The sequence below is a fragment of the Terrabacter sp. GCM10028922 genome, assembly GCF_042666095.1.
Taxonomy (GTDB): Bacteria; Actinomycetota; Actinomycetes; order Actinomycetales; family Dermatophilaceae; genus Terrabacter.
In genome coordinates this window covers 245,141-271,539 of sequence record NZ_JBHTFG010000001.1, presented here as the reverse complement: position 1 = coordinate 271,539, position 26,399 = coordinate 245,141, and the positions used below count along the sequence as shown (strand labels likewise).

At 71.4% G+C, this 26,399-nt stretch carries 26 protein-coding genes; 12 read left to right on the top strand and 14 right to left on the bottom strand.

The genetic code is table 11. The features are described 5' to 3' along the window. Window positions 1-10 precede the first annotated feature (10 nt). Window positions 11-361, top strand: coding sequence for an RNA polymerase-binding protein RbpA (locus tag ACFQU3_RS01270; RefSeq protein WP_081633871.1), 351 nt, complete (start codon window positions 11-13; stop codon window positions 359-361). 85 nt (window positions 362-446) lie between these two features. Here ACFQU3_RS01270 and pgl read toward each other — a convergent pair whose 3' ends face one another. From pgl to tkt, 6 genes are read right to left on the bottom strand one after another with little or no spacing between them, the layout of a single operon-like run. Next, window positions 447-1,181, bottom strand: a complete 735-nt coding sequence (gene pgl / locus ACFQU3_RS01265) for a 6-phosphogluconolactonase (protein ID WP_385905380.1) — start codon at window positions 1,179-1,181, stop codon at window positions 447-449. Window positions 1,182-1,189: 8 nt separating this feature from the next. Further along, on the bottom strand, window positions 1,190-2,521 hold the full coding sequence (gene opcA, locus ACFQU3_RS01260; protein WP_385905293.1) for a glucose-6-phosphate dehydrogenase assembly protein OpcA: 1,332 nt from the start codon (window positions 2,519-2,521) through the stop codon (window positions 1,190-1,192). Beyond that, entirely contained in the window at window positions 2,518-4,059 is a 1,542-nt protein-coding gene (gene zwf, locus ACFQU3_RS01255) for a glucose-6-phosphate dehydrogenase (protein WP_385905290.1), read from the bottom strand. The genes opcA and zwf overlap by 4 nt, the downstream gene beginning before the upstream one ends. Further along, complete coding sequence (locus ACFQU3_RS01250; RefSeq protein ID WP_385905287.1) at window positions 4,056-5,699, bottom strand: glucose-6-phosphate isomerase; 1,644 nt, start codon at window positions 5,697-5,699, stop codon at window positions 4,056-4,058. Before ACFQU3_RS01250 ends, zwf begins: the two co-directional genes overlap by 4 nt. Continuing rightward, window positions 5,696-6,808, bottom strand: a complete 1,113-nt coding sequence (gene tal, locus ACFQU3_RS01245) for a transaldolase (protein WP_385905284.1) — start codon at window positions 6,806-6,808, stop codon at window positions 5,696-5,698. The genes ACFQU3_RS01250 and tal overlap by 4 nt, the downstream gene beginning before the upstream one ends. Before the next feature lie 2 nt (window positions 6,809-6,810). Next, window positions 6,811-9,165, bottom strand: coding sequence for a transketolase (gene tkt / locus ACFQU3_RS01240; RefSeq protein ID WP_385905281.1), 2,355 nt, complete (start codon window positions 9,163-9,165; stop codon window positions 6,811-6,813). A 189-nt stretch (window positions 9,166-9,354) separates the two neighbouring features. Between tkt and ACFQU3_RS01235 the strand changes: the two genes are divergently transcribed. Then, the gene (locus ACFQU3_RS01235) at window positions 9,355-10,329 is read left to right on the top strand and encodes a heme o synthase (RefSeq protein ID WP_385905278.1); all 975 of its coding nucleotides are present in this window, start codon (window positions 9,355-9,357) and stop codon (window positions 10,327-10,329) included. A gap of 36 nt (window positions 10,330-10,365) precedes the next feature. On the opposite strand, the gene ACFQU3_RS01230 is transcribed toward ACFQU3_RS01235, so the two are convergent. The 7 genes from ACFQU3_RS01230 to ACFQU3_RS01200 form a co-directional block, all read right to left on the bottom strand. Next, on the bottom strand, window positions 10,366-11,379 hold the full coding sequence (locus ACFQU3_RS01230; protein ID WP_385905275.1) for a GNAT family N-acetyltransferase: 1,014 nt from the start codon (window positions 11,377-11,379) through the stop codon (window positions 10,366-10,368). Between the two features lie 9 nt (window positions 11,380-11,388). Continuing rightward, a complete protein-coding gene (locus tag ACFQU3_RS01225) occupies window positions 11,389-12,408 on the bottom strand; it encodes a sensor histidine kinase (protein WP_385905272.1) in 1,020 nt (339 codons plus the stop codon). Further along, window positions 12,405-13,094, bottom strand: a complete 690-nt coding sequence (locus tag ACFQU3_RS01220) for a response regulator transcription factor (RefSeq protein ID WP_385905270.1) — start codon at window positions 13,092-13,094, stop codon at window positions 12,405-12,407. Before ACFQU3_RS01220 ends, ACFQU3_RS01225 begins: the two co-directional genes overlap by 4 nt. A 73-nt stretch (window positions 13,095-13,167) precedes the next feature. Next, window positions 13,168-14,133 carry a heme A synthase gene (locus tag ACFQU3_RS01215; protein ID WP_385905267.1) on the bottom strand — a complete coding sequence of 322 codons (966 nt, stop codon included), beginning with the start codon at window positions 14,131-14,133 and terminating at the stop codon, window positions 13,168-13,170. Between the two features lie 95 nt (window positions 14,134-14,228). After that, entirely contained in the window at window positions 14,229-14,711 is a 483-nt protein-coding gene (locus tag ACFQU3_RS01210; protein WP_385905264.1) for a DUF2231 domain-containing protein, read from the bottom strand. A 65-nt stretch (window positions 14,712-14,776) separates the two neighbouring features. After that, window positions 14,777-15,547, bottom strand: a complete 771-nt coding sequence (locus ACFQU3_RS01205) for an ABC transporter permease (RefSeq protein ID WP_385905262.1) — start codon at window positions 15,545-15,547, stop codon at window positions 14,777-14,779. Beyond that, window positions 15,544-16,254, bottom strand: a complete 711-nt coding sequence (locus ACFQU3_RS01200) for an ABC transporter ATP-binding protein (RefSeq protein WP_385905259.1) — start codon at window positions 16,252-16,254, stop codon at window positions 15,544-15,546. Before ACFQU3_RS01200 ends, ACFQU3_RS01205 begins: the two co-directional genes overlap by 4 nt. A gap of 96 nt (window positions 16,255-16,350) precedes the next feature. On the opposite strand from ACFQU3_RS01200, the gene ACFQU3_RS01195 reads away from it, so the two are divergent. The 10 genes from ACFQU3_RS01195 to ACFQU3_RS01150 are packed head-to-tail and all read left to right on the top strand — an operon-like array spanning window position 16,351 to window position 25,316. Next, the gene (locus tag ACFQU3_RS01195; protein WP_385905256.1) at window positions 16,351-17,016 is read left to right on the top strand and encodes a phosphatidylserine decarboxylase; all 666 of its coding nucleotides are present in this window, start codon (window positions 16,351-16,353) and stop codon (window positions 17,014-17,016) included. Continuing rightward, window positions 17,013-18,080: a CDP-alcohol phosphatidyltransferase family protein gene (locus ACFQU3_RS01190; RefSeq protein ID WP_385905253.1), complete on the top strand. Its 1,068-nt coding sequence runs from the start codon at window positions 17,013-17,015 to the stop codon at window positions 18,078-18,080. The genes ACFQU3_RS01195 and ACFQU3_RS01190 overlap by 4 nt, the downstream gene beginning before the upstream one ends. A 44-nt stretch (window positions 18,081-18,124) precedes the next feature. Next, entirely contained in the window at window positions 18,125-18,973 is an 849-nt protein-coding gene (locus ACFQU3_RS01185) for a helix-turn-helix transcriptional regulator (protein ID WP_385905250.1), read from the top strand. Further along, window positions 18,970-20,391: a Fe-S cluster assembly protein SufB gene (gene sufB / locus ACFQU3_RS01180; RefSeq protein ID WP_385905246.1), complete on the top strand. Its 1,422-nt coding sequence runs from the start codon at window positions 18,970-18,972 to the stop codon at window positions 20,389-20,391. Before ACFQU3_RS01185 ends, sufB begins: the two co-directional genes overlap by 4 nt. A gap of 8 nt (window positions 20,392-20,399) precedes the next feature. Continuing rightward, on the top strand, window positions 20,400-21,683 hold the full coding sequence (gene sufD / locus ACFQU3_RS01175) for a Fe-S cluster assembly protein SufD (protein ID WP_385905377.1): 1,284 nt from the start codon (window positions 20,400-20,402) through the stop codon (window positions 21,681-21,683). 5 nt (window positions 21,684-21,688) lie between these two features. Beyond that, entirely contained in the window at window positions 21,689-22,462 is a 774-nt protein-coding gene (gene sufC / locus ACFQU3_RS01170; protein ID WP_385905243.1) for a Fe-S cluster assembly ATPase SufC, read from the top strand. A gap of 5 nt (window positions 22,463-22,467) precedes the next feature. Continuing rightward, a complete protein-coding gene (locus ACFQU3_RS01165) occupies window positions 22,468-23,859 on the top strand; it encodes a SufS family cysteine desulfurase (protein WP_385905240.1) in 1,392 nt (463 codons plus the stop codon). Beyond that, a complete protein-coding gene (gene sufU, locus ACFQU3_RS01160) occupies window positions 23,859-24,341 on the top strand; it encodes a Fe-S cluster assembly sulfur transfer protein SufU (protein ID WP_385905237.1) in 483 nt (160 codons plus the stop codon). The genes ACFQU3_RS01165 and sufU overlap by 1 nt, the downstream gene beginning before the upstream one ends. Continuing rightward, window positions 24,338-24,664 carry a metal-sulfur cluster assembly factor gene (locus tag ACFQU3_RS01155; protein ID WP_188031937.1) on the top strand — a complete coding sequence of 109 codons (327 nt, stop codon included), beginning with the start codon at window positions 24,338-24,340 and terminating at the stop codon, window positions 24,662-24,664. Before sufU ends, ACFQU3_RS01155 begins: the two co-directional genes overlap by 4 nt. 28 nt (window positions 24,665-24,692) lie before the next feature. After that, on the top strand, window positions 24,693-25,316 hold the full coding sequence (locus ACFQU3_RS01150; protein WP_385905234.1) for an acVLRF1 family peptidyl-tRNA hydrolase: 624 nt from the start codon (window positions 24,693-24,695) through the stop codon (window positions 25,314-25,316). A gap of 78 nt (window positions 25,317-25,394) precedes the next feature. Here the strand turns inward: ACFQU3_RS01150 and ACFQU3_RS01145 are convergent, their stop codons facing one another. Continuing rightward, window positions 25,395-26,357 (bottom strand): neutral zinc metallopeptidase, encoded by a 963-nt coding sequence (locus tag ACFQU3_RS01145; protein ID WP_385905231.1) that lies wholly within the window; start codon window positions 26,355-26,357, stop codon window positions 25,395-25,397. Window positions 26,358-26,399 lie beyond the last annotated feature (42 nt).

Below are 26,399 nucleotides of genomic sequence, written 5' to 3'. Positions count from 1 at the left end.
GAGGAACGACATGGCCAGCGGTAACGCCATTCGCGGAAGCCGGGTCGGCGCCGGCCCGATGGGCGAGGCCGAGCGCGGCGACGCCGCGCCCCGCGTCCACATCTCCTACTGGTGCTCCAACGGGCACGAGACGCGTCCGAGCTTCGCCGAGGAGCCCGGCATGGTCCTGCCCGAGACCTGGGACTGCCCGCGCTGCGGCTTCCCGGCCGGTCAGGACAAGGACAACCCGCCCGCTCCACCGAAGGTGGAGCCGTACAAGACGCACCTCGCCTACGTGAAGGAGCGTCGCAGCGACGCCGACGGCGCCGCGATCCTCGACGAGGCCCTGAGCACCTTGCGCGAGCGCGGCCTCATCCAGTGACCTGACAGGTCACCACCGACAACGCCGAGAGGGCCCGGGAGATCATCTCCCGGGCCCTTCCGCGTACCGAGCGTGGGTGCAGCGGTCAGCCGAGGCCGGATGCCGCGTCGGCGTCGACCAGCCAGAGCGTCGCCTCGCTGCCGCGCACCCCGGTGGCCGGCACGTCCCACCGGTCGGCCCCCGGCGCGAGTGCGGCCGCCACGGCGTCGGCCTTGTCGGCCCCGGCGACGAGGAACCACACCTCGCGCGAGCGCTCGAGGCACTCGAAGGTCAGGCTCACCCGGTCCGGCGGCGGCTTCGGGGAGTCGTGCACGGCCATGGCCACGGCGTCCGTCGTGCGCTGCGCAGGGTGGTGGGGGAACAGGGATGCGACGTGACCGTCGGGGCCGACGCCGAGCAGCACGACGTCGAACGCGCCCTGCCCGTGCTCGCGGACGGTGAGGGCGTACGCCTCGGCGCTGGCCTCGGCGCTCTCTGACACGTCGGGTCCGGCGACCCGGTGCACCTTTGCCGGGTCGAGCCCGAGAGCCCTGAGCCCGGCGTCGTCGTTCTGGGTGTCGTTGCGGTCGGGGTCGCCGGCAGGCAGGTAGCGCTCGTCGCCCCACCAGACGCGGACGCGGGTCCAGTCGACCGCGGAGCGTCCCGGAACCTCGGTCACGGACGCGATGATCGCCGAGCCCATCGAGCCGCCGGTGAGGGCGACCTGCGCCTCGGTCGCGCGCGACTGTGCGTCGACGAGCGCCGTGACGAGACGAGCCGCCGCGGCATCCGCCAGGGCCGACTTGTCCGGGTGGACGACGACGCGGGGCTCGGCGATCATCCTGGTCGTCACGTCGTGGCCTTCCGGGCGGAGGCCTTCCTCGTCCCCGCGGTCTTCTTCGCCGCGGTCTTCTTCGCGGCGGTCTTCTTCGCCGTCGCCTTCTTGGTGGTCGCCTTCTTGGTCGTCGCCTTCTTGGTCGCCGTCGTGGTCGGCATGCCGGTGTCGGCGGACGCGCCGGCGGCCGAGACCTTGGAACGGCGTTTGGCCGTCTGCTTCTCGCGCGACGTGCGCTTGCCTGCGAGCTTGCGCACCGTCGCGGCGTGGACCTGGGCGGTCTCTGCGTGCTCGGGGGCCGGTGGCGCCGTGATCATCGCGCTCGCCTCCTGTGCGGACTCGTCACGGCTCAGGCGTGCGGCGAGGCGGCGGGACTCGGCGGGGTCGGGAGCCTTGCCGGCGCGGGCCGCGGCGGCCGCCGTGAGCCGCACCGGCTGGAGCGCATCGAGCCCGTGCAGGAGGGCTTCCTCGTAGGTCTCGTCGGGGTCGAGGCGGCGCAGCTCGTCGGCCAGGCACTCGGGCAGCTCGCGCCGGGGCAGGCTGATCCGACGGTCGGGCTGACCGTTCTGCGAGAGGGTGGCGACCGTGTCGCCGGGGCGCACGAGGTCGATGGGCCCGCTCTTGCGCTCGAGGCGCACCGCGCTGATGCCGGAGCCACGCGGCGTCGACACCCGGTGCACGGGCACCTTGAGCCGGCGGTGGAGCCAGGCCGCGAGCAGGTCGGACGACGGAGAGTCGGGCGCGCCGCTGACCACGGCTCCCGTGATCGGCTCGTAGGGCGGCTGGTCGAGCGCCGCCGCGAGCAGGCCGCGCCAGCGCGTCAGGCGCGTCCACGCCAGGTCGGTGTCTCCCGGCCGGTAGGTCGCCGCGCGCTTCTTGAGCATCAGCCGCGGGCTGCGGTGCTCCGCGGCGTCGGTGATGCGGCGCTGCGCCATGGCCCCGATGGGGTCCCTGCCGACGTCGGCCGGGGCCTCGCCGGGCCACCACGCGACGATGGGGGAGTCGGGCAGCAGGAGCGGTACCACGACACTCGGACCGTGGTTGGCGAGCGCACCGTAGAGCCGCAGCACGACGATCTCGCTCGCTCCCGCGTCGCCGCCGAGCCGGATCTGGGCGTCGAGGCGGTTCTTGCCGCGCCGGTCACCGGCGATGACGACGATGATGCGGCAGGGGTGCTGGCGACTCGCCTGGTTGGCGACGTCGATGGCGTCGCCCGCATCGGTGTCGTCGACGACGACGACCAGCGTCAGCACGCGGCCGAGGGCCATCGCCCCGACCTCGTTGCGCAGCCGGACGAGCGTCTTGCTGATGCCGGTGGTCGTCGTGTCGGTCAGGTCGCGGATCACGGCATCCTCCACGTGCGTCCGTCGCGCTCGAGCATGTGGTCGGCCGACGGCGGTCCCCATGTGCCCGCGGGGTACTGCTCCGGCTTGCCCGACTTGGCCCAGTGCCTCATGAGCGGGTCCAGGATCCGCCAGGACGACTCGACCTCCTCGTGCCGCGGGAAGAGGGGCGGGTCGCCGAGCAGCACGTCGAGGATGAGCCGCTCGTACGCCTCGGGCGAGGCCTCGGTGAACGACGAGCCGTAGCCGAAGTCCATCGTCACGTCGCGCACCTCCATCTGCGCGCCCGGCACCTTGGAGCCGAAGCGGATGGTCACGCCCTCGTCGGGCTGCACCCGGATGACGATGGCGTTCTGACCCAGCTCCTCGGTCGCGGTGTGCTCGAAGGGCAGGTGCGGTGCCCGCTTGAAGACGACCGCGATCTCGGTCACACGCTTGCCGAGCCGCTTGCCGGTGCGCAGGTAGAACGGGACCCCGGCCCAGCGCCGCGTGTCGACCTCGAGGGTGACGGCGGCGAACGTCTCGGTGGTCGACGAGGGGTTGACGCCCTCCTCCTGCAGGTAGCCGACGACCTCCTCGGCACCCTGCCAGCCGGTGGCGTACTGCCCGCGGGCCGCACCCTTGTCGAGGTTGTCCGGCAGGCGCACCGCCGAGAGCACCTTCTCCTTCTCCGCGCGAAGGTCCTTGGCGTCGAAGGAGACCGGCTCCTCCATGGCCGTCAGGGCGAGCAGCTGGAGCAGGTGGTTCTGGATGACGTCGCGCGCGGCGCCGATGCCGTCGTAGTAGCCCGCGCGCCCGGCGATGCCGATGTCCTCGGCCATGGTGATCTGCACGTGGTCGACGTAGTTGGCGTTCCAGACCGGCTCGAAGAACTGGTTCGCGAAGCGGAGGGCGAGGAGGTTCTGGACCGTCTCCTTGCCGAGGTAGTGGTCGATGCGGAACACCGAGTCGGGCGGGAAGACGCTCGCCACGATGTGGTTGAGCTCCTGGGCGCTCTTCAGGTCGTGCCCGAAGGGCTTCTCGATGATCACGCGGCGCCAGCTGTCGCCCTCGGCGCGAGTCAGCCCGCAGCGCTCGAGCTGCTCGCACACGGTGGCGAAGAAGCCGGGCGGGATCGACAGGTAGAAGGCGTGGTTGCCGCCGGTGCCGCGGTCCTCGTCGAGCTCGTCGACCGTCTTGGCGAGCAGGTCGAACGCCGCCGGGTCGTCGAAGGTGCCGGGCACGAACCGGAAGCCCTCGGAGAGGTTGCGCCAGACGTCCTCGCTGAAGGGCGTGCGGGCGTGCTGCTTCACGGCGTCGTGGACGACCTGACCGAAGTCCTGCGCGGCCCAGTCGCGGCGGGCGAAGCCGACGAGCGAGAAGCCCGGCGGCAGGAGCCCGCGGTTGGCGAGGTCGTAGATGGCAGGCATGAGCTTCTTGCGGGCCAGGTCGCCCGTCACGCCGAAGAGCACCAGGCCGCAGGGCCCGGCGATGCGGGGGAGGCGCTTGTCCTCGGCGGTGCGAAGCGGATTGTGTCCGTGGGCGATTCGCGCCGGACTCATCCAGGACCTCCTGCCGCGAGAGCCTTCCGCAGCTGCACGAGGCCCGCGTCGTGGTCGGTGAGGTGCAGCTGGAGCACTGGACGGCCGTGGTCCGCGAGCACGGCCGCGTCGCCACCGGCCTGCGAGGCGATGAAGTCGCCGAACGTGAACTCGCGCCCAGGGATGGCGAGGTCCTCCTTGGGCGTGGCGGTCACCTGGAGGTAGACGCCGAGCGACGGCCCGCCCTTGTGGAACTGCCCGGTCGAGTGGAGGAAGCGCGGTCCCCACCCGAAAGTCACCGGACGCTCGGTGCGCAGGGCCAGCGGCACGCGGCACTCGGCGAGGTCGGCGTCGGCCAGCCGGTCGAGGTAGGCCATGACGGCGACGTAGCCGCGGTCCGGGTCGAGCTGCGCGAAGAGCGCGTCCAGTGCCTCAGGCACGGTGCGGGCATCGCCGAGCCAGGCGCCGGTGCCACCCAGCGCACGGATCTCGACCGCTCCGTCGGTGGCGGCCGGGGCCGCCGCGGAGGCGGTGCCCTGGTCGAGCAGCTCACGCGCGGCCTTCTTGGCGCTCTCGACGTCGGGCTGGTCGAACGGGCTGATGCCGAGCAGTCGGCCGGCCACGGCGGTCGCCACCTCCCACAGCAGCAGCTGCGCACCGAGGGCGCCGCCGACGCGTACCTCTGAGGCCGCGTCGGTGGCGGGGGCGTCGCCGTCGGAGTCGGCTGCGACGAGGCGCGCCACCGTGACGTCGGCAGCAGGCCACTTCACCTCCGGGTCGTCGTCGCCCCCGACGACGACGGGAAGCACGCCGGTGCCGTTCTTGCCCGTGGACTCGGCGATGAGCTGCTCGGCCCAGTCGGCGAACCCGACGATGCCGGAGCCGTTGTCGACGATGACGAGCTTGTCACGCAGCGGGTCGGTGCCGCCCATGGCCGCGCCGAGGCGCAGGCCGGGGTTGGCGTCGTCGTCGGCGGCCAGCACGTCGGCGACCGACTCCGCCTCGTCGAGGAGCGCGTCGACGTCGACGCCGGCGAGACCGCACGGCACCAGGCCGAACGCCGTGAGCGCGGAGTAGCGCCCGCCGACGTTGGGGTCGGCGTTGATGACGCGGTAGCCCTTGTCGCGGGACTCCTTGTCGAGCGGGCTGCCCGGGTCGGTGACGATGACGATGCGCGTGGCCGGGTCGATGCCGGCGTCGGTGAACGCCTGCTCGTAGGCCCGGCGCTGCGAGTCGGTCTCGACGGTGGAGCCCGACTTGCTCGACACGACGACGACGGAGTGCTCGAGGTCGTCCGCAAGGGCGGTGCGCACGTAGTCGGGGTCGGACGAGTCGAGCACCACGAGCGGCTTGCCGGCCGTCGCGCAGATGACCTCCGGCGCGAGCGACGACCCTCCCATGCCGCACAGCACGACGTGGGTCAGCCCCTCTGCGGCCAGCGACTCGCGCAACGCGGCGATCTCACCGACGAGCGGCCGCGAGGAGCGGGGAAGACCCACCCAGGACAGGCGGATCCGCGACTCGGCCTCGGCGTCCGGACCCCACAGCGTGGCGTCCTGGGCGAAGAGCCGGCTGGCGACGGAGTCGTCGACGAGGGCCGGCACGTGCCGACCGATCGCGTCCGCCGCAGCGCCTGATGCGCTGACGGACAGCGAGCTCATGCCGTCACCTTCTCCATCTCCACGGTGACGCCGTCGAGGAGCTCACTCCACGCCTTCTCGAACTTGTCGACACCCTCGACCTCGAGGAGGTCGACCACCTCGTTGTAGGAGACGCCGACACCCTCGAGGTCATCGAGCACCTGGCTCGCCTCGGCGTACCCACCGGTGATGGTGTCGCCGGTGATAGTGCCGTGGTCGGCCGTGGCCTCGAGGGTCTTCTCCGGCATCGTGTTGACGACGCCGGGCGCGACGAGATCGGTCACGTACATCGTGTCGGGGTATGCCGGGTCCTTGACTCCCGTGGACGCCCACAGCGGCCGCTGCTTGTTGGCGCCCTCGTCGGCGAGGCTCGTCCAGCGCGGCGTCGAGAACACCTCCTCGAACGCCTGGTAGGCGAGGCGCGCGTTGGCGATCCCGGCCTTGCCGCGCAGGGCCGAGGCCTCGTCGCTGCCGATGGCGGCGAGGCGCTTGTCGATCTCGGTGTCGACGCGCGAGACGAAGAACGAGGCCACGGAGTGGATGGTCGACAGGTCGTGGCCGTTGGCGTGCGCCTTCTCGAGGCCCTCGAGGTAGGCGTTCATGACGGCGCGGTAGCGCTCGAGCGAGAAGATCAGGGTCACGTTGACGCTGATGCCCTCGGCGATGGTCGCCGTGATGGCCGGCAGGCCGGCCTTGGTGGCGGGGATCTTGATGAGGACGTTCGGGCGGTCCACTGCGGCGTACAGCTGCTTGGCCTGCTCGACCGTCTTGTCGGTCTCGTGGGCGAGATGCGGGTCGACCTCGATCGAGGCGCGGCCGTCGACGCCGCTCGTCGACTCGTAGAGGGGGAGGAACAGGTCGCACGCCTCGCGCACGTCTGCGGTGGTCAGCTCGAAGACGACCTCCTGGACGTCCTTGCCGGCCTTCGTCAGAGCGGCGAGGTCGTCGTTGTAGCGGTCGCCCTTCGACAGGGCCGCCTGGAAGATCGACGGGTTGGACGTGAGACCGACGACGTTGCGCTCCTCGATGAGCTCGGAGATCTTGCCGGTCTCGATGAGGTCGCGGGAGAGGTCGTCGAGCCAGATGGAGACTCCGGCGTCGGACAGGGCCTTGGTGTTCGGGTTGGTCATGCTCACTTCCCCTTGCTCGTTGCGGATGCGGCGGCCTTCTTCGCGGCCGGGACGGCGAGTTCGGCGCCCATGACGTCGGTGGCGGCACTCTGGGCTGCGCGGGCCGGGTTGGTCTCGGTCACGCCGGGGGCCTTCGTCGCGGCGGCCCTGGCGGCCTTGAGAGAGTCCTTGGCGGCCTTGACGACGGCCTCCGTCGTGAGGCCGAACTCGCGGTAGAGCGTCTGGTAGTCGGCCGATGCGCCGAAGTGCTCGACGCTCACGACACGGCCGGCGTCGCCGACGATGTCGTGCCAGCCCATCGAGACACCCGCCTCGACGCTGACCCGGGCGCGGACTGCAGGGGGCAGCACCTTGTCCTGGTAGGAGCGGGTCTGCTTCTCGAACCACTCCCGGCACGGCATCGACACGACGCGGGTCGCGATCTTCGTCTTCTCGAGCCTCTCGGCGGCCTCGACGGCGAGCTGGACCTCGGAGCCGGTGGCGACGATGACGACGTCGGGCTCACCGGCGCGGGACTCCTCGACGAGGACGTAGGCGCCCTTGGCGACGCCGCTGACCTTGCCGTAGACGGAGCGGTCCCACGTCGGGACGGGCTGGCGCGTCAGGCAGAGGGCCGCGGGCCCGTCGGTGCGGCTGAGGATCTGGCCCCACGCTGCCGCCGTCTCGTTGGCGTCGGCGGGGCGGACGACGTCGAGGCCCGGTATGGCGCGCAGCGCGGCGAGGTGCTCGATCGGCTGGTGCGTCGGACCGTCCTCGCCGAGGCCGATCGAGTCGTGGGTCCAGACGTAGGTGACGGGCACCTGCTGGATCGAGGCCAGGCGGACGGCCGGACGCATGTAGTCGGAGAAGACGAGGAACGTGCCGCCGTACGGACGGGTCAGGCCTTCGAGCGCGATCCCGTTGAGGATCATGCCCATGCCGTTCTCGCGGATGCCGAAGTGGAGCGTGCGACCGTAGGGGCCACCCTTCCACTCGCGGGTCTGCTTGCCGCTCGGGACGAAGGACGGCTGGCCCTCCATCGTCGTGTTGTTGGACTCGGCGAGGTCGGCGGAGCCACCCCACAGCTCCGGCATGACGTCGGCGAGGGCGCCGAGGACCTTGCCGGAGGCCGCGCGGGTCGCGATGCCCTTGGCGTCGGCGGGGAACGTCGGGAGAGCCTTGGCGAGGCCCTGGGGCGCCTTGCCGGCCACGACGCGGTCGAGCAGCTCGGCGCGGTCGGGGTTGGCCTTGCGCCACGCGTTGTAGGACTTGTCCCACTCGCGGTGGGCGAGCTTGCCGCGCTTGACGACCTCACGGGCGCGCTTGAGCACCGCCGGCTCGACGGCGAAGGTCTTCTTCGGGTCGAACCCGAGCAGCTCCTTCGTCGCCCCGATCTCGGCGTCGCCGAGGGCCGAGCCGTGCGACTTGCCGGTGTTCTGCTTCGTCGGGGCGGGCCAGGCGATGATCGTGTGGAGCACCACGAGGGTCGGCTTGTCGAGGACCTTGTCACCCGAGCGGATCGCAGCGAGGAGGGCGTCGACGTCCTCGACGTAGGTGGCGCCGTCCGCGTCCTTGCGCCAGTCGACCTCGACGACGTGCCAGCCGTAGGCCTCGAAGCGCGCGGCGACGTCCTCGCTGAAGGCGATGTCGGTGTCGTCCTCGATGGAGATCTGGTTCGCGTCGTAGACGACCGTGAGGTTGCCGAGCTCCTGGTGGCCGGCGAGAGCGCAGGCCTCGTGCGAGACGCCCTCCTGCATGTCGCCGTCGGAGGCGATGACGTAGACGTTGTGGTCGAACGGGCTCGCGCCCGGCTTGGCGTCCGGGTCGAAGAGGCCGCGCTGGCGACGCTGGGCCATGGCCATGCCGACGGCGGAGGCCAGACCCGAGCCCAGCGGGCCGGTCGTGATCTCGACGCCGGGCGTGTGGTGGACCTCGGGGTGGCCCGGGGTCTGGGAGCCCCACGTGCGCAGCGACTTCAGGTCGTCGAGCGAGAGGCCGTAGCCGGAGAGGTACAGCTGGATGTACTGCGTGAGGCTCGAGTGGCCGCACGACAGCACGAAGCGGTCACGACCGAGCCAGTTCGGGTCGGACGGGTCGTGCGTCATGACGTTCTGGTAGAGCAGGTACGCGAGGGGCGCGAGCGACATCGCGGTGCCGGGGTGGCCGTTGCCGACCTTCTGCACGGCGTCTGCAGCCAGCAGGCGCGTCGTGTCGACCGCACGGACGTCGAGGTCGTTCCATCCGGCCTTCGTCGCGACGGGCAGCGGCAGACCCGGGTCACGCTGTGCCAGCTGGCCCTTCGTCTTCGCCGTCCTCGTGCTGCTGGATCGGGTGGGCTTCTTCGCCTTCACGGCGGTGCTGGAAGCAGCGGTGGGCACGGAACGGGTCTCCTTCGGAAAACGTGGATCGCGTACGGGCACGAGCCTAGACCGTGGTTTGTGAGCCATGACACCTCGCCCGAGGAGCGGTATGCACGTCGGGCCGGTGCGGTCCCGGCCGCTGTCGGCGACGGTCTAGACTTGCGTCGCAATGCTCCGTACCCAGCGGGTCGGAGCGACGTACCAGCGGTGAGGATCTCAGTGACAACGGTGGACCCCCGCGCCGACCTCTCGGCGCTGCACGGTCCGGACGGCAGTGGGCTGAAGTTCCTCGTCGGACAGTACGTCTCGCTGATGAAGCCGCGGATCATCGAGCTGCTCCTCATCACGACGATCCCCGTGATGTTCCTCGCCCAGCAGGGTGTCCCGGACCTCTGGCTCATCGTCGCGACCGTCGTCGGAGGCACGCTGTCGGCGGGAGCCGCCAACACCCTCAACTGCTACATCGACCGCGACATCGACGCGGTCATGCACCGCACGAGCCGACGCCCGCTCGTCACGGGGACGGTCAGCCCTCGAGGGGCGCTCGTCTTCGGTGTCGCGCTGGCCATCGGGTCGACCGCGTGGCTGGGCGTGCTCGTCAACTGGCTGAGCGCGTGGCTCGCGCTCGGGGCGCTGCTCTTCTACGTCTTCGGTTACACCCTGCTGCTCAAGCGCCGCACGCGCCAGAACATCGTCTGGGGCGGAGCGGCCGGGTGCATGCCGGTCCTGATCGGCTGGTCGGCCGTCACGGACACGCTCTCGTGGTCGGCGTTCATCCTCTTCATGGTGATCTTCTTCTGGACGCCGCCGCACTACTGGCCGCTCTCGATGCGCTACAAGGACGACTACGCCACGGCCCACGTGCCGATGCTTCCCGTCGTCGAGCGCTTCCTCGTCGTGGCGAGGCAGGTCGTCGCCTACTCGTGGGCCATGGTCCTCACGTCGCTCGCGCTCGTCCCGGTCCAGCAGGTCGGCTGGGTCTACTCCGTCGCGGCCCTCGTGTCGGGTGCGCTCTTCCTCACCGAGGCCCACCGACTCCTCGCCCGTGCCCGGGCCGGTGCGGCCGAGGACGTGCTCAAGCCGATGCGCCTCTTCCACTTCTCCATCACCTACCTGACGATCCTCTTCGTCGGTGTCGCGCTCGACCCCATCTGGCACCTGCCGCTTCCCTTCTTCTCCTGAGGGGTGGCGACGCCGCCTCGCGAGCCCGTGCGGGCTTCAGGCGACGGGCGCCCCGTCCTCCAGGTAGAGGGTGGCGCCGCGGTGGCCGTCCAGCGCCCTGAGCAGCCGTTCGTTGTACGGGGCGACCTGGCCGGCCCAGTCGGTCGGGTCCGTCCAGTGGAGGTCGCGGATCTCCCGCTGCTGCAGGTGCGCCCGCTCGACGACGCGCTCGTCGAGGATGCCGAGGTCGAAGACGAAGACGGTGGCGTCGGTCCACCCGTGCAGTGACGGGAGCCAGTTGACGGCGAGCAGCGCACCGGCGGTCACGGCTAGGTCGAGCTCTTCCCGGAGCTCGCGGACCACGCACGCGGCGGGCGACTCGTTGCGGTCGACGACACCACCCGGCAGGTCCCACTCACGTTTGTAGACGAGCTCGCACAGCAGCACCTGCCCCCTCGTCGACCGGATGACGCCCTGCGCGATGGCTCGCTTCGTGGGCAGTGCCGAGTCGAGCATCGCGGTGAAGCCGTCGCGCGTGTCGGGCCGAGGGTCGTCGCGTCGCCGGCCGAGGACGACGGTGTCCTGCCGTGTGCCGCCGAGCGTGGCGTTGCCGCGCAGCAGGCCCTCGCGTCTCAGACCAGCGCGCAGGGCCGTCCGGAGGGAGGCCCGGTTGTCCGGGTTGACGTGCGCCTCGACGCGTTCGAGCTCGAGCGCGTCGAAGGCCCACTCGACGAGGAGGCGCACGGCCCGCGAAGCGAGCCCCTGGCCGCGGAAGGGCGCGAAGACGGCCCAGGACAGCACCCCGACGCCAAGGTCCAGCACGCGTACGTCCACGGTGCCGGCGGCGCGACCGCGCCACTCGACCAGGAAGGTGACCTTCGAGCGTTCGGCCCACTCCGCAGCCGTCCGCGTGATCCAGTCGCGATGCTGCTCGGCACGGGGCTCGACGGCGGGGACGTCGAACCAGCGGGCGATCTCGGCGTCGTGCAGACCACGTGTGGGCTCGCTGTCGTCGAGGCTCCAGGGCCGCAGCACGAGCTCGCCCTCGCGCAGGGTCGGCTGGTCGGTCACCGCACCAGACTAGGGACGGCCGTCCGCGAGGAGAGGGAGGGTCAGCTCGAAGCGGCAGCCGGTTCCGGCGTTGGCGACGGTGACCTCCCCGCCGTGTGCGCGCGCGATGCCCCGGGCCACGGCGAGGCCGAGCCCGGCGCCGACACCCGCGGCCGGCGTCCGCGCGCTCGTGCCGCGCCAGCCGGGCTCGAAGAGGCGGTCGAGGTCGTCGTCCGGGATGCCGCCACAGCCGTCGGCGACGGCGATGCGGGCGACGTCGGGGCCTGTCGTGAGGGAGATGTCGACCGTGCCGCCGGCGTCGGTGTGGGCCAACGCGTTCGTCACGAGGTTGGCGAGGGCGCGCGAGACCTCGCCGGCGTCGACGGGGGCGGTGACGGCCGCGTCCGGCGCCGCCCCCTCGACACGGACCCCGCGCCGGTCCGCGAGGACACGGGCCGACGCGAGCGCGTCGGAGACGAGGTCGCCGAGGTCGACGGGCATCCGGTCGAGACGCAGGGTGCCGGACTGGAGGCGGGACAGGGCCAGGAGACCGCCGACCATGTCGGACATGCGGTCGGCCTCGGCACGGATCCGCGCGGGGTAGGAGCCGTCGGCGGAGGCGTGCCCGTCCTCGAGGGCCTCGGCCATGGCCCGGATGCCGGCGAGGGGCGTGCGCAGGTCGTGCGAGACCCAGGCCACGAGCTCGCGCCGGTTCTCCTCGACCTGCCGGTCGCGCTGGCGTTCGGCAGCCTGCTCGGCGGCGCGGCGCATGAGCAGCTGGACGCGTCGCGCGATGAGCCACCCGAAGACGGCGGCGATGGGTAGCGAGGTCGCGGTGACGACGAGCACGACGCCCTGGTCGTGCTCGTTGATGAACATCGCCCGCGTCGTGACCACGACCCCGGCCGCGACGCTGAGGATGACGACGAGGGGCGCGACGACCGCGGCCGCGACCAGCGACCGCGCGGCGATGGCCCGCACCGCGACAGCTCCGACAACGCCTACCGCGACTGCCGCCCCCGCGGCCAGGAGCGCCGCCTCGACGATCACGGCTCGCCGTCCCAGCGGTAGCCGACGCCCCAGACGGTCGCGAGGCGGACCGGCTTCGCCGGGTCCGTCTCCACCTTCTCGCGAAGGCGCCGCACGTGGACCGTGACGGTCGACTCGTCGCCGTACTCCCAGCCCCACACCTGCTCCATGAGCTCGCGCCGGGAGAACGCCGTGCCGGGATGGGCCATCAGGTGTGCGAGGAGGTCGAACTCGCGGCTCGTCAGCGCCAGCGGTGCGTTTCCCATCCAGGCCTGGTGCCTCCGCGCGTCGACGCGGAGGTCGCCGTCGACGAGCGGCCCGGTCGGGGGAGCGGCCGGGGTCGGGGCCGAGCGGCGCAGGATGGACTGGATCCGCAGCACGAGCTCACGGCTGCTGAATGGCTTGGTGACGTAGTCGTCGGCGCCGATCTCGAGGCCCAGCACCCGGTCGGACTCCTCGCCCCGCGCCGTGAGCATGACGACGGGCAGGTCGCCGCGCTCGGACCGCATCCGGCGGAACACCTCGAGCCCGTCGAGGCCGGGAAGCGTCAGGTCGAGGACGACGAGGTCGGGGGAGCGCTCACGGGCGGCCTCGACCGCAGCGACGCCGTCGCCCGCCTCGACGACCTCGAGCCCCGCGCGCTCGAGGTAGCCCGCGACGACCTCGCGGACCGTGGGGTCGTCGTCGACGACGAGGACGGTTGGCACGCCTCCAGCCTAGGCAGGCGGCGGGCGGCGCATACCCTGGAACTCCTTGCGATCCGGTGACGTCCGGTGGCGCTCAGACCGGGTGCCGGCGTGTTGCCAGGACGCCGAAGGCCAGGGCGACGACGAGCAGGCTCGCCCCGAGCATGTGGACGAGCACGAGCAGCTCCGGCAGGTTCGTGAAGTACTGCACGTAGCCGACGAGGCCCTGCGCGAGTGTGACGACGAGGACGAGGTCCCAGGCCCGTCGTGCCTCGTCGGTGGTGGCGGTGATCCGCACGGCGACGAGGGTCGCGATGACGAGGCCGCAGAAGAGCATGACGGCGTCGGCGTGCATCCACGACACGAACCGGGGGTCGAAGCCCGTCCGGGCCGGCGTGTCCGCGTCGCCCGAGTGGGGGCCCGACCCGGTGACGACGGTGCCGAGCAGCAGGACGATCCCGCCGACGCCCGCCGTGCCCAGTGCCAGGCGTCGCGCGAGCGGGTGGACGACGAGCTCACCGGGCCCGGACGCGTCGTCGCGCGCGCCCCGCACGAGAGCCGTCGACAGGGCGACGAGGACCATCGACATGAGGAAGTGGAACATCACGGTCCACGGGTTGAGTCCCGTGCGCACCGTGATGCCGCCGACGACGGCCTGGGCCGCGACGCCGGCGAGGACGGCGAGCGCCAGGCGGTGCAGCCGCGGACGCGCCGGCCAACGGATGAGGACGACCACGAGCGAGGCCAGGGCGAGCAGGCCCACGACGCCGGTCAGCGTGCGGTTCCCGAACTCGACGAGATCGTGGAAGCTGCTCTCAGGGGTGCGCACCGGCGTGAACGAGCCGGGCTGGCACTCCGGCCACGTGCTGCACCCGAGCCCGCTGCCGGTCAGGCGCACGATGCCGCCGGTGACGACGATCCCGACCTCACCGACGAGGTTGGCCACGAGCAGCGGGCGGGCCCACCGGGCGGGGGTGGCGGGCAGGCGGCTGGCGACGCGGGGAAGCATGCCGATGGCTGCTCCCCGGTCGGGGTCGGTCACGGATCGCGCGGAGGACACCCCGCAAGGGTATGCCGCGAGCTCGGGCCGTCCCGCATCGCGTCGGGACGTGGGCTGCCGGGGGTTCCGCCTTCCGCCCGCGGAGTCCGTGACCGTCAGCCCAGCCCGTCCCAGACCACGGCAGAGCCCGCGTGGCCGGCCTTGACGACGGTCACGAGGGCGGCCAGCGCCGAGAGGACGACGAGGGTGCCGAAGAGGACGTCGAGGGCGTGCCCCCGCGGCGACTCCTCCTCCGGCGGCCGCGCGAACCACAGCGCGACGAGGGTCAGCACCATGAAGACCAGACAGAAGAGCTTCGCCCGGTCGCCCCACTCGGTGTGCTCGGCGAGGAGGTCGAAGTTCGTCGTGTCCCCGCGGGCCTGGTTGACCCGCCGCTCGAGGGCCGCACCGCTCTCGGCGGCCACGAAGGCGAAGACGCCCGACGCGAGGGCGCCGACCGCCGCCGGCCAGCGCAGCAGCCGGCGCCACCCGGGCCGCACGACGTACGCGATCGCGGTGAACGCCGACAGGGGCACGAGCACCACGACGGCGTGGATGACGAGGGCGTGCATAGGAAGACCGAGGATGTAGTCGAACAACGTCGCCTCCGGGGTCGTGGGTGGGCCGTTGGTGGTCGTCGGGTGATTCGGTCACCCTCGCCGGGTCACTCGTCGAACCGGAAGAGGCGCGCCGCGAGAACGGTGGCCACCGCTCCCCACGCGAGGACGACACCGAGAGCGAGAAGGTTCAGGCTGCCGTCGACGAAGGCCGACCGGAGCCCGTCGGCGAGGCCTGCCGACGGGAGGTACGCGGCCAGCGCACCGAGACCTCCCGGCAGCTCGGTCCGTGGCACGACCACACCGCCGAGGGCGAGAAGCAGCACCCACACGAGGTTGGCGATCGCGAGCACCGCCTCGGCACGCAGGGTCCCGGCGAGCAGGAGGGCCAGAGCCACGAACGCCCACGTCCCCGCGACGACGAAGAGGACGGCATATGCCGTGCCCACGAGGCGGGGCTCCCACCCCAGCGCCAGACCCAGCCCGGCGATGACGGCGACCTGGACGAGCTCCACGGCCACGGTCGCGAGAACCTTCGCTGCGACCAGACCGCCCCGCCCGAGCGGCGTGACGCCCAGGTAGCGCAGGACGGCGTAGCGCCGGTCGAAGCCGGTGGCGATCGCCTGCGCGGTGAAGGCCGCCGAGATGACGCAGAGGGCGATGACTCCCGGCGTCGCCACGTCGATGCGCTCACCGGGTCCGAGTGACGGCGATGAGGTGGCGCTGAGGCCGAAGAGCGCGAGGGCCGGCAGCACGAGCGAGACGAGGAGCTGCTCGCCGTTGCGCAGCAGGCTGCCCACCTCGAAACCTGCCTGTGACAGCACGCGACGGCGTGGCGACGCCGCCCGTGAGGTGGTCGAGGTGGCGGCGGTGCTCACGCGGCTCCCTTGCGGGTCAGGCTGAAGTAGACGTCCTCGAGCGACCGGCCCTGCGTGACGGCCTCGGGCGAACCCTCGGCCACCGTGCGGCCGGCGTTCATGATGACGAGGTGGTCGCCGAGACGCTCGGCCTCCTCGAACGAGTGGGTCGTCACGACGACGGTCGCACCGGCGTCGCGCTGCTCGATGACGAGGTCCCACACGTCGAGACGGCCGTGAGGGTCGAGCCCGGCGGCAGGCTCGTCGAGGAAGAGAACCTCCGGGCGTCCGAGCAGGGCCGCCGCGAGGGCGAGCCGCTGCTTCTGCCCACCCGAGAGGCGGCGCACCGTCGTCGCCGCGAAATCGGTCACTCCCAGCCGCGCGGCCACGCCGTCGGGGTCCACCGGGTCGGCGTAGAGGCGGGCGAGATGGTGCAGGAGTCGCAGCGGCTTCGTGCCGTTGGGCAGCCCGCCCGACTGGAGCATGACCCCGACGCGGGCCCGGTGGTCGGCGCTCGCCTGCCACGGGTCGGCGCCGAGGACCCGGACCGTCCCGCTGTCGGGGCGGCCGAGCCCGACCGCGCACTCGACCGCCGTGGTCTTGCCTGCGCCGTTGGGGCCCAGGACAGCGGTGATGCGCCCCGCGGGGGCCGACCAGCTCAGTCCGTCGAGCGCCGTGACGGGACCGAAGGTGCGGTGAAGGTCGGACAGTGTCACCGCGGCGGTCATGGCCCATGAGTCTAGGCTCGGTCCCGACGACACCGACCGCGACCTCCACCCCGCGGGCGGACCTGCCCCGCCTCGACCCTGACGGAGACCACACCCGTGAAGATCGACCCAGCCGCCAAGCCCTTCACCGCGCTGGCCGCCGTTCCCACGGTGATCGCCGCGCTGGCGCGCCGTCCGCGCACGACCGCCGCCCTCGGCCTGCTCACCGCAGGAGTGACCCTCTTCTTCCGCGACCCCGACCGGACACCGGATCGCACACCGGTCACCGACCCCGACGTCGTCCTCGCGCCGGCCGACGGCATCGTCATGCACGTCGGAGAGCCGCAGGCCGGCATCGCCCCGCCGGGCGAGTGGCAGCAGGTCAGCATCTTCCTGTCGCTGCTCGACGTGCACATGAACCGCTCGCCCTACGGCGGCCGCGTCATCGACGTGACACACACCCCGGGGCGCTTCCTGGCCGCCTACCGCGCCGAGAGCGCCACCAAGAACGAGCGCAGCGAGATCATCGTCGAGCGGGTCGTCGGCGGGCGAGCGCGTCGCGTCATCTACCGCCAGCTCGTCGGCCAGCTCGCGCGCCGCATCGTGACCCGCATCCAGCCGGGCGACGAGATCGCCACCGGCGAGCGGATGGGCCTGATGAAGTTCGGCTCCCGCATGGACGTCTTCGTGCCGCCGGAGGTGCAACTCGAGGTGACGAAGGGCAAGCGGGCCATCGGGGGAGAGACGGTGCTGGGTCGGTTCCCGGCGACGGACCTCTCGTGAGTGGCGAACCGGCGTCCGAGCGAGGTGCTCGTGGCGTCGACCCCGACGCCGACGCGGAACGTCCTCGCCGCCGCGACCGGGTGACCCGGCGCATCAGGCTCGTCTCTGCGACGGGGGCGCGGGTCATCCCGTTCGACCGGCTCAACCCGCGCGTGCGCGCCCGCGCGACGCTGCCCAGCCTCTTCACGCTCGGCAACATGCTGTGCGGCTTCTCGGCCGTGCTGCTCTCGTTCCAGGGCCAGTTCCGCGCGGCTGCCGTGCTCATCGGCATCTCGATCCTGCTCGACATCTGCGACGGCGCCGTGGCCCGTGCCGTGGGGGCGATCACGCCGTTCGGCCTGCAGTTCGACTCGCTCGCCGACCTCATCTCCTTCGGCATCGGTCCCGCCGTGCTCGTCTACACCTGGGCGCTGCCGGCGTACCCGGTGTGGGCGTGGGCCGGTGCGATGTTCTGGCTCGCCTGCGCGGCCTACCGTCTCGCTCGGTTCAACGTGACGATCGACCCGCTCGCCGACAAGCGCTACTTCGTCGGGCTCGCGAGCCCGGGTGCGGCCGGCGTCGTCATCGCGACGGTGATGGCGATCGGCGAGCCGCTCCTCGACTGGGACCCGCTCCTGCCCATCGTCGCGGGGGTGCTGCCCGCCGCGCTGATGGCGTCGTCGTTCCGCTTCCGGTCCTTCCGCGACCTGCTCTCGCCGCGACACCTCCGGATCAGCGTGCCGCTCGCGGTCCTCGTCCTGCTCGGTCTCGTCCTCGCCCCGGGTCCGACCGGCCTGGCGCTCGCCTACGGCTATGTCCTGACCAGCCCGCTCGGGTGGGTCACGGCTCCGCTGCGGCGCCGGTGGTTCGGGCCCGACGCCGTCGCCCCGCCGCGCACCAGGCTGCCGTCGGTGATCATGCCGCCGCAGCCCGACCCGCAGGTGGACGGCGTGGATGACGGCGACGACGTGGACGACGACGTGGACGACGACGATGACGACGCCTTCGAGGTCGACGACGTGGACGACAGCGACGACACGGACGGCGACTGCTCTGGGGGGCCTGACGGTCCCGCGAGCCGGTAAGGCGTACCTAACTGGAGTGTCGTGGGTAATTACGTCACAATGGTGTGGTGTTTATCGGAGAGCCCGCCCAGCGTGAGGCGAAGGACGGCGAGCACGTCTCGCCGCTCGAGTCGCGCACGCGCTCGCGGGTGCTCCACATGGTCTCTGCCGACGGGCCCATCACGGCCGCCGAGCTCGGCCGTCACCTCGACCTGACCCCGGCCGCGGTACGCCGCCACCTCGACGCGCTCGTCGAGCAGGGCACCGTCGTGCCGCACGAGCCCACCAGTGGCCGCCGTGGCCGCGGACGTCCTGCCCGCGCCTACGTCGTCTCCGACGCCGGGCACAACGCCCTCGAGGCCGACTACGACTCGCTGGCGGTCGAGGTCCTGCGCTACCTCGAGACCAACGCGGGTGCCGACGCGGTCAGCGACTTCGCCCGCACCCGGGTGGCCGCCCTCGAGGCGCGGTATGCCGCCCGGCTCGAGGCGGCGGGCGACGACCCCGCCGCTCGCACCGAGGCCCTCGTCGAGGCGCTCAGCGAGGACGGCTTCGCCGCCACGGCCCGCCCCGTCGGTGCCGGCGGCCTGACCGGCGTGCAGCTGTGCCAGGGCCACTGTCCGGTGCAGCACGTCGCCACCGAGTTCCCGGCCTTCTGCGAGGCCGAGACCGACGCGTTCTCCCGGCTTCTCGGGGTGCACGTCCAGCGTCTGGCGACCCTCGCGGGCGGGCACCACGTCTGCACGACGTTCGTCCCGACGGGTGGAATCACGACACGCACCCGGAAGACCCCGGCCGCCGCAGGTGTTGTCGCCGACGACGACCAGACCCAGATCACGCCGGTCACGACCGCCGGCACCCGTACGACCGCACGGACCGACACGCTCACGCACGTCAAGGAAGGTTCCTCATGATCACCCACATCGAAGAGCTGAACCCCGGCCTCAAGGGCATCGGCACCTATGAGTACGGCTGGGCAGACAGCGACGTGGCCGGCTCGTCAGCGCGCCGTGGGCTCAACGAGGACGTCGTGCGCGACATCTCGGCCCGCAAGAGCGAGCCCGAGTGGATGACGAAGCTGCGCCTCAAGAGCCTCAGCCTCTTCGGCAAGAAGCCGATGCCCTCGTGGGGCTCGGACCTGACCGGCATCGACTTCCAGAACATCAAGTACTTCGTGAAGTCGACCGAGAAGCAGGCGGCCACGTGGGACGACCTGCCCGAGGACATCAAGAACACCTACGACCGGCTGGGCATCCCGGAGGCCGAGAAGCAGCGTCTCGTCTCCGGCGTCGCCGCGCAGTACGAGTCCGAGGTCGTCTACCACCAGATCCGTGAGGACCTCGAGCAGCAGGGCGTCATCTTCCTCGACACCGACACGGCGCTCAAGGAGCACGAGGACATCTTCCGCGAGCACTTCGCGACGGTGATCCCCGCCGGCGACAACAAGTTCTCCGCCCTCAACACCGCAGTGTGGTCCGGTGGCTCGTTCATCTACGTGCCCAAGGGCGTCCACGTCGACATCCCGCTCCAGGCGTACTTCCGGATCAACACCGAGAACATGGGCCAGTTCGAGCGGACGCTGATCATCGCCGACGAGGGCTCCTACGTGCACTACGTCGAGGGCTGCACCGCGCCGATCTACAAGTCGGACTCGCTGCACTCGGCCGTCGTCGAGATCATCGTCAAGAAGAACGCCCGCGTGCGCTACACCACGATCCAGAACTGGTCCAACAACGTCTACAACCTCGTCACCAAGCGCGCCACCTGCGAGGAGGGCGCGACGATGGAGTGGATCGACGGCAACATCGGCTCGAAGGTGACGATGAAGTACCCGGCCGTGTTCCTGATGGGCGAGCACGCCAAGGGCGAGACGCTCTCGATCGCCTTCGCGGGCGAGGGGCAGCACCAGGACACCGGTTCCAAGATGGTCCACGCCGCTCCCAACACGAAGAGCTCGATCATCAGCAAGTCCGTGGCTCGCGGTGGCGGTCGCGCCTCCTACCGCGGTCTCGTCCAGGTGCTCGAGGGCGCCTCGCACTCGGCCTCGACCGTGCGCTGCGACGCCTTGCTCGTCGACACCATCAGCCGCTCCGACACCTACCCGTACGTCGACATCCGCGAGGACGACGTCTCGATGGGTCACGAGGCCACGGTCTCCAAGGTGTCCGAGGACCAGCTCTTCTACCTCATGTCCCGCGGCATGGCCGAGGACGAGGCGATGGCCATGATCGTGCGCGGCTTCATCGAGCCGATCGCGCGCGAGCTGCCCATGGAGTACGCCCTCGAGCTCAACCGCCTCATCGAACTGCAGATGGAAGGAGCCGTCGGCTGATGAGCCTTCTGGCTGACACGACCACCGACACCACCGACACCCAGCAGAGCGAGACCACGGTGCACGACGCTGTCACGACCGCCGCCGTCCCCGGTACGACGGCGCACACCGACTCGGCCGCGGCCTTCGTGCCGAGCCAGTCGCGTGCCGAGCGCACGGCGTCCTTCGACGTCGCCGCCTTCCCGCTGCCCTCGGGTCGCGAGGAGGACTGGCGCTTCACGCCGGTCAAGAAGCTCGCCGGCCTGCTCGCCGAAGGGGCGACGGGCCGCCTCGAGGTGGGCAGCCAGCTGCCCGACGGGGTCACGACCTCGACGATCACGGCCCAGCAGGCTCAGGACCTCGGCATCCTCCCGCCCCAGGACCGTGCCGCGGTCGTCGCGGGCGCGGCTGCCGACGGCGCGCTGCTGCTCGACATCCCGGCGGAGGCCGAGCTCGACGCGCCGGTGCGCCTCTCGCTGGTGGGCACGGGCGGGGAGCCCGTCCACGGCCACCTGGTCGTGCGCACGGGGCGCTTCTCCAAGGCGACCGTCGTCGTCGAGCACACCGGCTCCGCCCGCTACTCACAGCTCGTCTCCGTCGTTACCGGCGACGGGTCCGACCTGACGCTCGTGTCGGTGCAGCGCTGGGACGACGACGCCCAGCACCTGGCCCAGCACGACGCCCTCGTCGGCCGCGACGCCCGCTACAAGCACCTCGCGGTGTCGCTGGGCGGCCAGGTCGTGCGCGTCAACGCCAACGTGCGCTACGCGGGCCCCGGCGGTGACGCGACCCTGCTCGGTGTGTACTTCGCCGACGCCGGTCAGCACCTAGAGCACCGCTCGTACATCGACCACAACACGGCACACTGCAAGAGCCGGGCCACCTACAAGGGCGCCCTCCAGGGCGAGACCGCCCGCACCGTGTGGGTCGGCGACGTGCTCATCCGTGCCGCGGCCGAGGGCACCGACACCTACGAGCTCAACCGCAACCTCGTGCTGACCGACGGCGCCCGCGCCGACTCGGTGCCGAACCTCGAGATCGAGACCGGCGAGATCAAGGGCGCCGGGCACGCTTCCGCCACGGGCCGTTTCGACGACCTGCAGCTGTTCTACCTGCAGTCGCGCGGCATCAACGAGGACGAGGCCAAGCGCCTCGTCGTGCGTGGCTTCTTCGCCGACATCATCCGTGAGATCCCGCTCGGAGACCTCCGCGACGAGATCACCGCGGCCATCGAGGAGGAGCTCGCGTCGACGGCATACGCCGCTCCCACCCAGCAGACCCCCAGCACTGTCAGCACGAACAAGGAGAACTGACCCACATGAGCACGCTCGAGATCAAGGGACTGACGGTCTCGGTCGAGACCGAGGACGGCCCCAAGGAGATCCTGCGCGGGGTCGACCTCACCGTGAAGTCGGGGGAGACCCACGCCATCATGGGGCCCAACGGCTCCGGCAAGTCGACGCTGGCCTACAGCATCGCCGGCCACCCGAAGTACACCATCACCGGTGGCACCGTCTCGCTCGACGGCGAGGACGTCCTCGCCATGACCGTCGACGAGCGTGCCCGCGCCGGCCTCTTCCTCGCGATGCAGTACCCCGTCGAGGTCCCCGGCGTCACGGTGAGCAACTTCCTGCGCACCGCCAAGACCGCGATCGACGGCGAAGCCCCCAAGCTCCGTACCTGGGTCAAGGACGTCAAGGAGGCCATGGGCAACCTGCGCATGGACCCCGCGTTCGCCGAGCGCAACGTCAACGAGGGCTTCTCCGGTGGCGAGAAGAAGCGCCACGAGATCCTCCAGATGGAGCTGCTGAAGCCGAAGGTGGCCATCCTCGACGAGACCGACTCCGGCCTCGACGTCGACGCCCTCAAGATCGTCTCCGAGGGCGTCAACCGCGCCAAGGGCGCGAGCGACCTCGGCGTCCTGCTCATCACGCACTACACGCGCATCCTGCGCTACATCAAGCCCGACTTCGTCCACGTCTTCGTCGACGGCAAGATCGTCGAGGAGGGTGGCCCCGAGCTGGCCGACCGCCTCGAGGACGAGGGCTACGACCGCTACCTCACCGCGGCTCCCGCGGTGGTGGAGGCCTGAGCCGGATGACTGACGTCCTGCCGTTCACGGATGGGGAGCTCGCCGCGATCCGCGGCGACTTCCCCATCCTCGCGCGCACCGTGCGCGACGGCAGGCCGCTCGTCTACCTCGACTCGGGGGCGACGTCGCACAAGCCGACCGCCGTCCTCGATGCCGAGCGCGCCTTCTACGAGCAGCGCAACGCCGCCGTGCACCGTGGCGCGCACCAGCTCGCCGAGGAGGCGACCGACGAGTTCGAGTCAGCTCGGGCCACCGTCGCATCGTTCATCGGCGCGCCGTCCGACGAGGTGGTCTTCACCAAGAACGCCACCGAGGCGCTCAACCTCGTCGCGTACGCGTTCTCCAACGCGGGGCCGACCGACGACGCCAAGGACGAGCGCTTCGTGCTGGGTCCCGGCGACGAGATCCTCGTCACCGAGATGGAGCACCACGCCAACCTCGTGCCCTGGCAGGAGCTCGCCCGTCGCACGGGTGCGGCCCTGCGCTGGGTGCCGGTCGGCGCGGACGGCGCGCTCGACCTGTCCGGTCTCGGCGACGTGCTCACCGAGCGGACGAAGGTCTTCGCCTTCACGCACGTCTCCAACGTGCTCGGCACGGTCAACCCCGTGACCGAGCTCGCGGAGCGGGCCCACGCCGTCGGCGCCCTGGCAGTCGTCGACGCGTGCCAGTCGGTGCCGCACCTGCCCGTCGACGTCACGACGCTCGGCGCCGACTTCATCGCCTTCAGCGGCCACAAGATGTACGGCCCGATGGGAGTCGGCGTCCTCTGGGGCCGTAGCGCGCTGCTCGAGGTCATGCCGCCGTTCCTCACGGGTGGCTCGATGATCGAGCTCGTGACGATGGAGCGCTCCACCTACGCGCCGGCGCCGCAGAAGTTCGAGGCCGGCGTGCCCAACGCCGCGCAGGCCGTGGGCCTCGCCGCCGCCGTGCGCTGGATCGAGGCCATCGGCATCGACCGTGTCCACGCCCACGAGGCCGCCCTCGTGGACCTGCTCCAGCGCGGGCTCGCCGAGCGCCCCTGGGTACGCGTCGTCGGCCCCGCCGTCGGCACACCCCGCGGCGGCGCGGTGGCCTTCGTCGTCGACGGTGTGCACGCGCACGACGTCGGCCAGGTGCTCGACGATGCCGGCGTGGCCGTACGCGTGGGGCACCACTGCGCGTGGCCACTCCACCGAGCGCTCGGGGCCACCGCCACCACCCGCGCGTCGTTCGCGGTGCACAACACCGTCGCCGACGTGCAGGCCCTGCTCGCCGCGCTCGACCGCGTACCCGGGATCTTCGGGATCGACGTGGACGACACCGACCCGGACGCCGAGCTCGAGACCCGCCATGACGCGCGCGCCCTGCGCGGCGAGCACAGCGCCCAGGCCGACGAGAGCGAGAGGGAGGCGAGCTGATGGATCTCTACCAGGAGCTCATCCTCGAGCACTCCAAGCGCCCACACCATGCGGGGCTGCGTGAGCCGTTCGACGCCGAGGTGCACCACATCAACCCGACCTGCGGCGACGAGGTCACGCTCCGCGTCGACGTGACGGGCACCGGCCGTGACGCCGTCGTCACCGACGTGTCGTACCAGGCGCAGGGATGCTCGATCTCCGTCGCCAGCTCGTCGGTGCTGGCCGAGGAGGTCATCGGCCACCCGGTCGCAGAGGCCCTCGAGACGTTCGAGGCGATGCGCGCGATGCTCACCTCCAAGGGCACGGTCAAGGGCGACGAGGAGCTCATCGGTGACGGCGTCGCCTTCGCCGGCGTGTCCAAGTACCCCGCCCGGGTCAAGTGCGCATTGCTCGGCTGGACCGCCTTCACCGATGCCCTCGCCCGCGCCGGCGTCGACATCTCCACCACGAGTTCCGCGTCCCCGCAAGGAGTTTCGTCATGACCCAGACCACCACCCCGCCCAACGTCGCTGACGTCGAGGAGGCGCTCCGCGACGTCGTCGACCCCGAGCTCGGCATCAACGTCGTCGACCTCGGCCTCGTCTACGGCATCACGGTCGACGCGCAGTCCCACGCGGTCATCGACATGACGCTCACGTCGGCGGCGTGCCCGCTCACCGACGTCATCGAGGACCAGACCGCGCAGGCCCTGGAGGGCCTCGTCACGACGCACCGCATCAACTGGGTGTGGATGCCGCCGTGGGGTCCCGACAAGATCACCGAGGACGGCCGCGAACAGCTGCGCGCCCTCGGGTTCAACCTCTGAGCCCCACCCCGCTCCCAGGCCCGCGCCGGTGACCACGCGCGTCATCGAGGTCGATCCCGAGCGGTTCGACCGCTGGATGGCCGGGTTCGCGGAGCGCCATGGCCCCTACGACGCCGCCGAGGAGATCACTCCCGGCGGCGTCGTCGTGTCGGCGCGCGCGGCGGACGGATCCACCGTCGTGGCAACGCCTTTCACGTTCGACCCCCTTGGTGTCGTCCTCGTGAGGCGGGGCGGGTATGCCGTGGGGCTGGCGCGCGGAGGTGCGTTCACCGAGTCGAAGGTCGGCACCCGGCACGTGCAGTCGCGCACCGCCGCAGGCGGCTGGTCGCAGCAGCGGTTCGCGCGGCGACGAGGCAAGCAGGCGGACGAGCTCGTCGACGCCGTCGTGGGCCACGCCCGACGGGTGCTCCTCGGCGACGACGAGTCACCGCCCGCGGGAGCGGACGGCATACCCAAGGGGCTCGTCGTCGGTGGTGACCGCGCGCTCGTGCGCGAGGTGCTCGCGGCAGGTGCGCTGCGCGCGCTGGTACGGCTGGCGACACGAGAGCTCTACGACCTCCCCGACCCCAGGCGCGACGTGCTGGAGACCGCGCTGCGGCGCGGCCGAGCCGTGCGCCTCGAGCTCACCGAGTCCACCCCGACGAGCACGTAGTCCCTCGAGTGGGCACTTCCACCCGCCGGAAACGCGGGTGAAAGTGCCCACTCGACAATGGAGCTCGGGCGTTGTAGGTCAGCTGACTCTGTCGACCCCGAAGGTGTTGCACTGGTTGATGTCACCGGTGCGGTAACCCTGGGTGAACCAGCTCATGCGGGCCTCGGCCGAGCCGTGCGTCCAGTTCTCGGGCGTCACCCGGCCCTGCATCTTCTCCTGGATGCGGTCGTCGCCCACGGCGCTCGCGGCCGAGAGGGCGGACTTGATGTCGTCCTCGGTGATCTCCTTGAGCAGGGGCGTGCCGCTCGCGTCGGTCGTCTCGGTGGCGTGCTTGACCCACGTGCCGGCGAGGCAGTCTGCCATGAGCTCGATGCGGACGGCGCCGGAGTTGGGGCCCTGCGGGTCCTGCTGCGCGCGGTTCAGGACGCCGAGGAGGTTCTGGATGTGGTGGCCGTACTCGTGCGCGATGACGTACTCCTTGGCCAGCTGGCCGCCGTCGGCCCCGAACTTGCTCTGGAGCTCCTGGAAGAAGCTCGCGTCGACGTAGACCTTGGAGTCGAGCGGGCAGTAGAACGGGCCGACCTGCGAGTTCGCGGTGCCGCACCCGGACTGGGTCTGGCCCTGGTACACGACCGTCTTGGCCATCTCGTAGTTCATCTGGTACTTCGGCAGCGTCTTCTGCCAGTAGTCCTGGACGCTGTTGACCGTGGCGATGACGAGGCACACGTCGTTCTTGTTGGCGTCGGCGCCGGTCTTGCACTGCGAGAAGGCGGCCTCGTCGACCTGACCGGCCGCGCCGACCTGGTCGCTCTCGAGCTGCTGCGAGGGCAGGCCGCCGCTGGAGCTGCCGGAGTCGCCACCGCCGAGGATGTTCCCTCCACCGAAGATGAGCATGAGCACGAGCAGGATGAGGCCGCCGATGCCGCCTCCGACCTGGATGCCCCCCGGGAAGCCGCCGCCGCCCCCACCACCCCCGAAGCCGCCGCTGCCGCCGCTCTCGACCTGGGAGGTGTCGAGCTGGGCGTTCTCGTTGAAGCTCATGTCACCGCTCCTGTGGCTCGGGGCCGGGGACGCCCCCGGTCC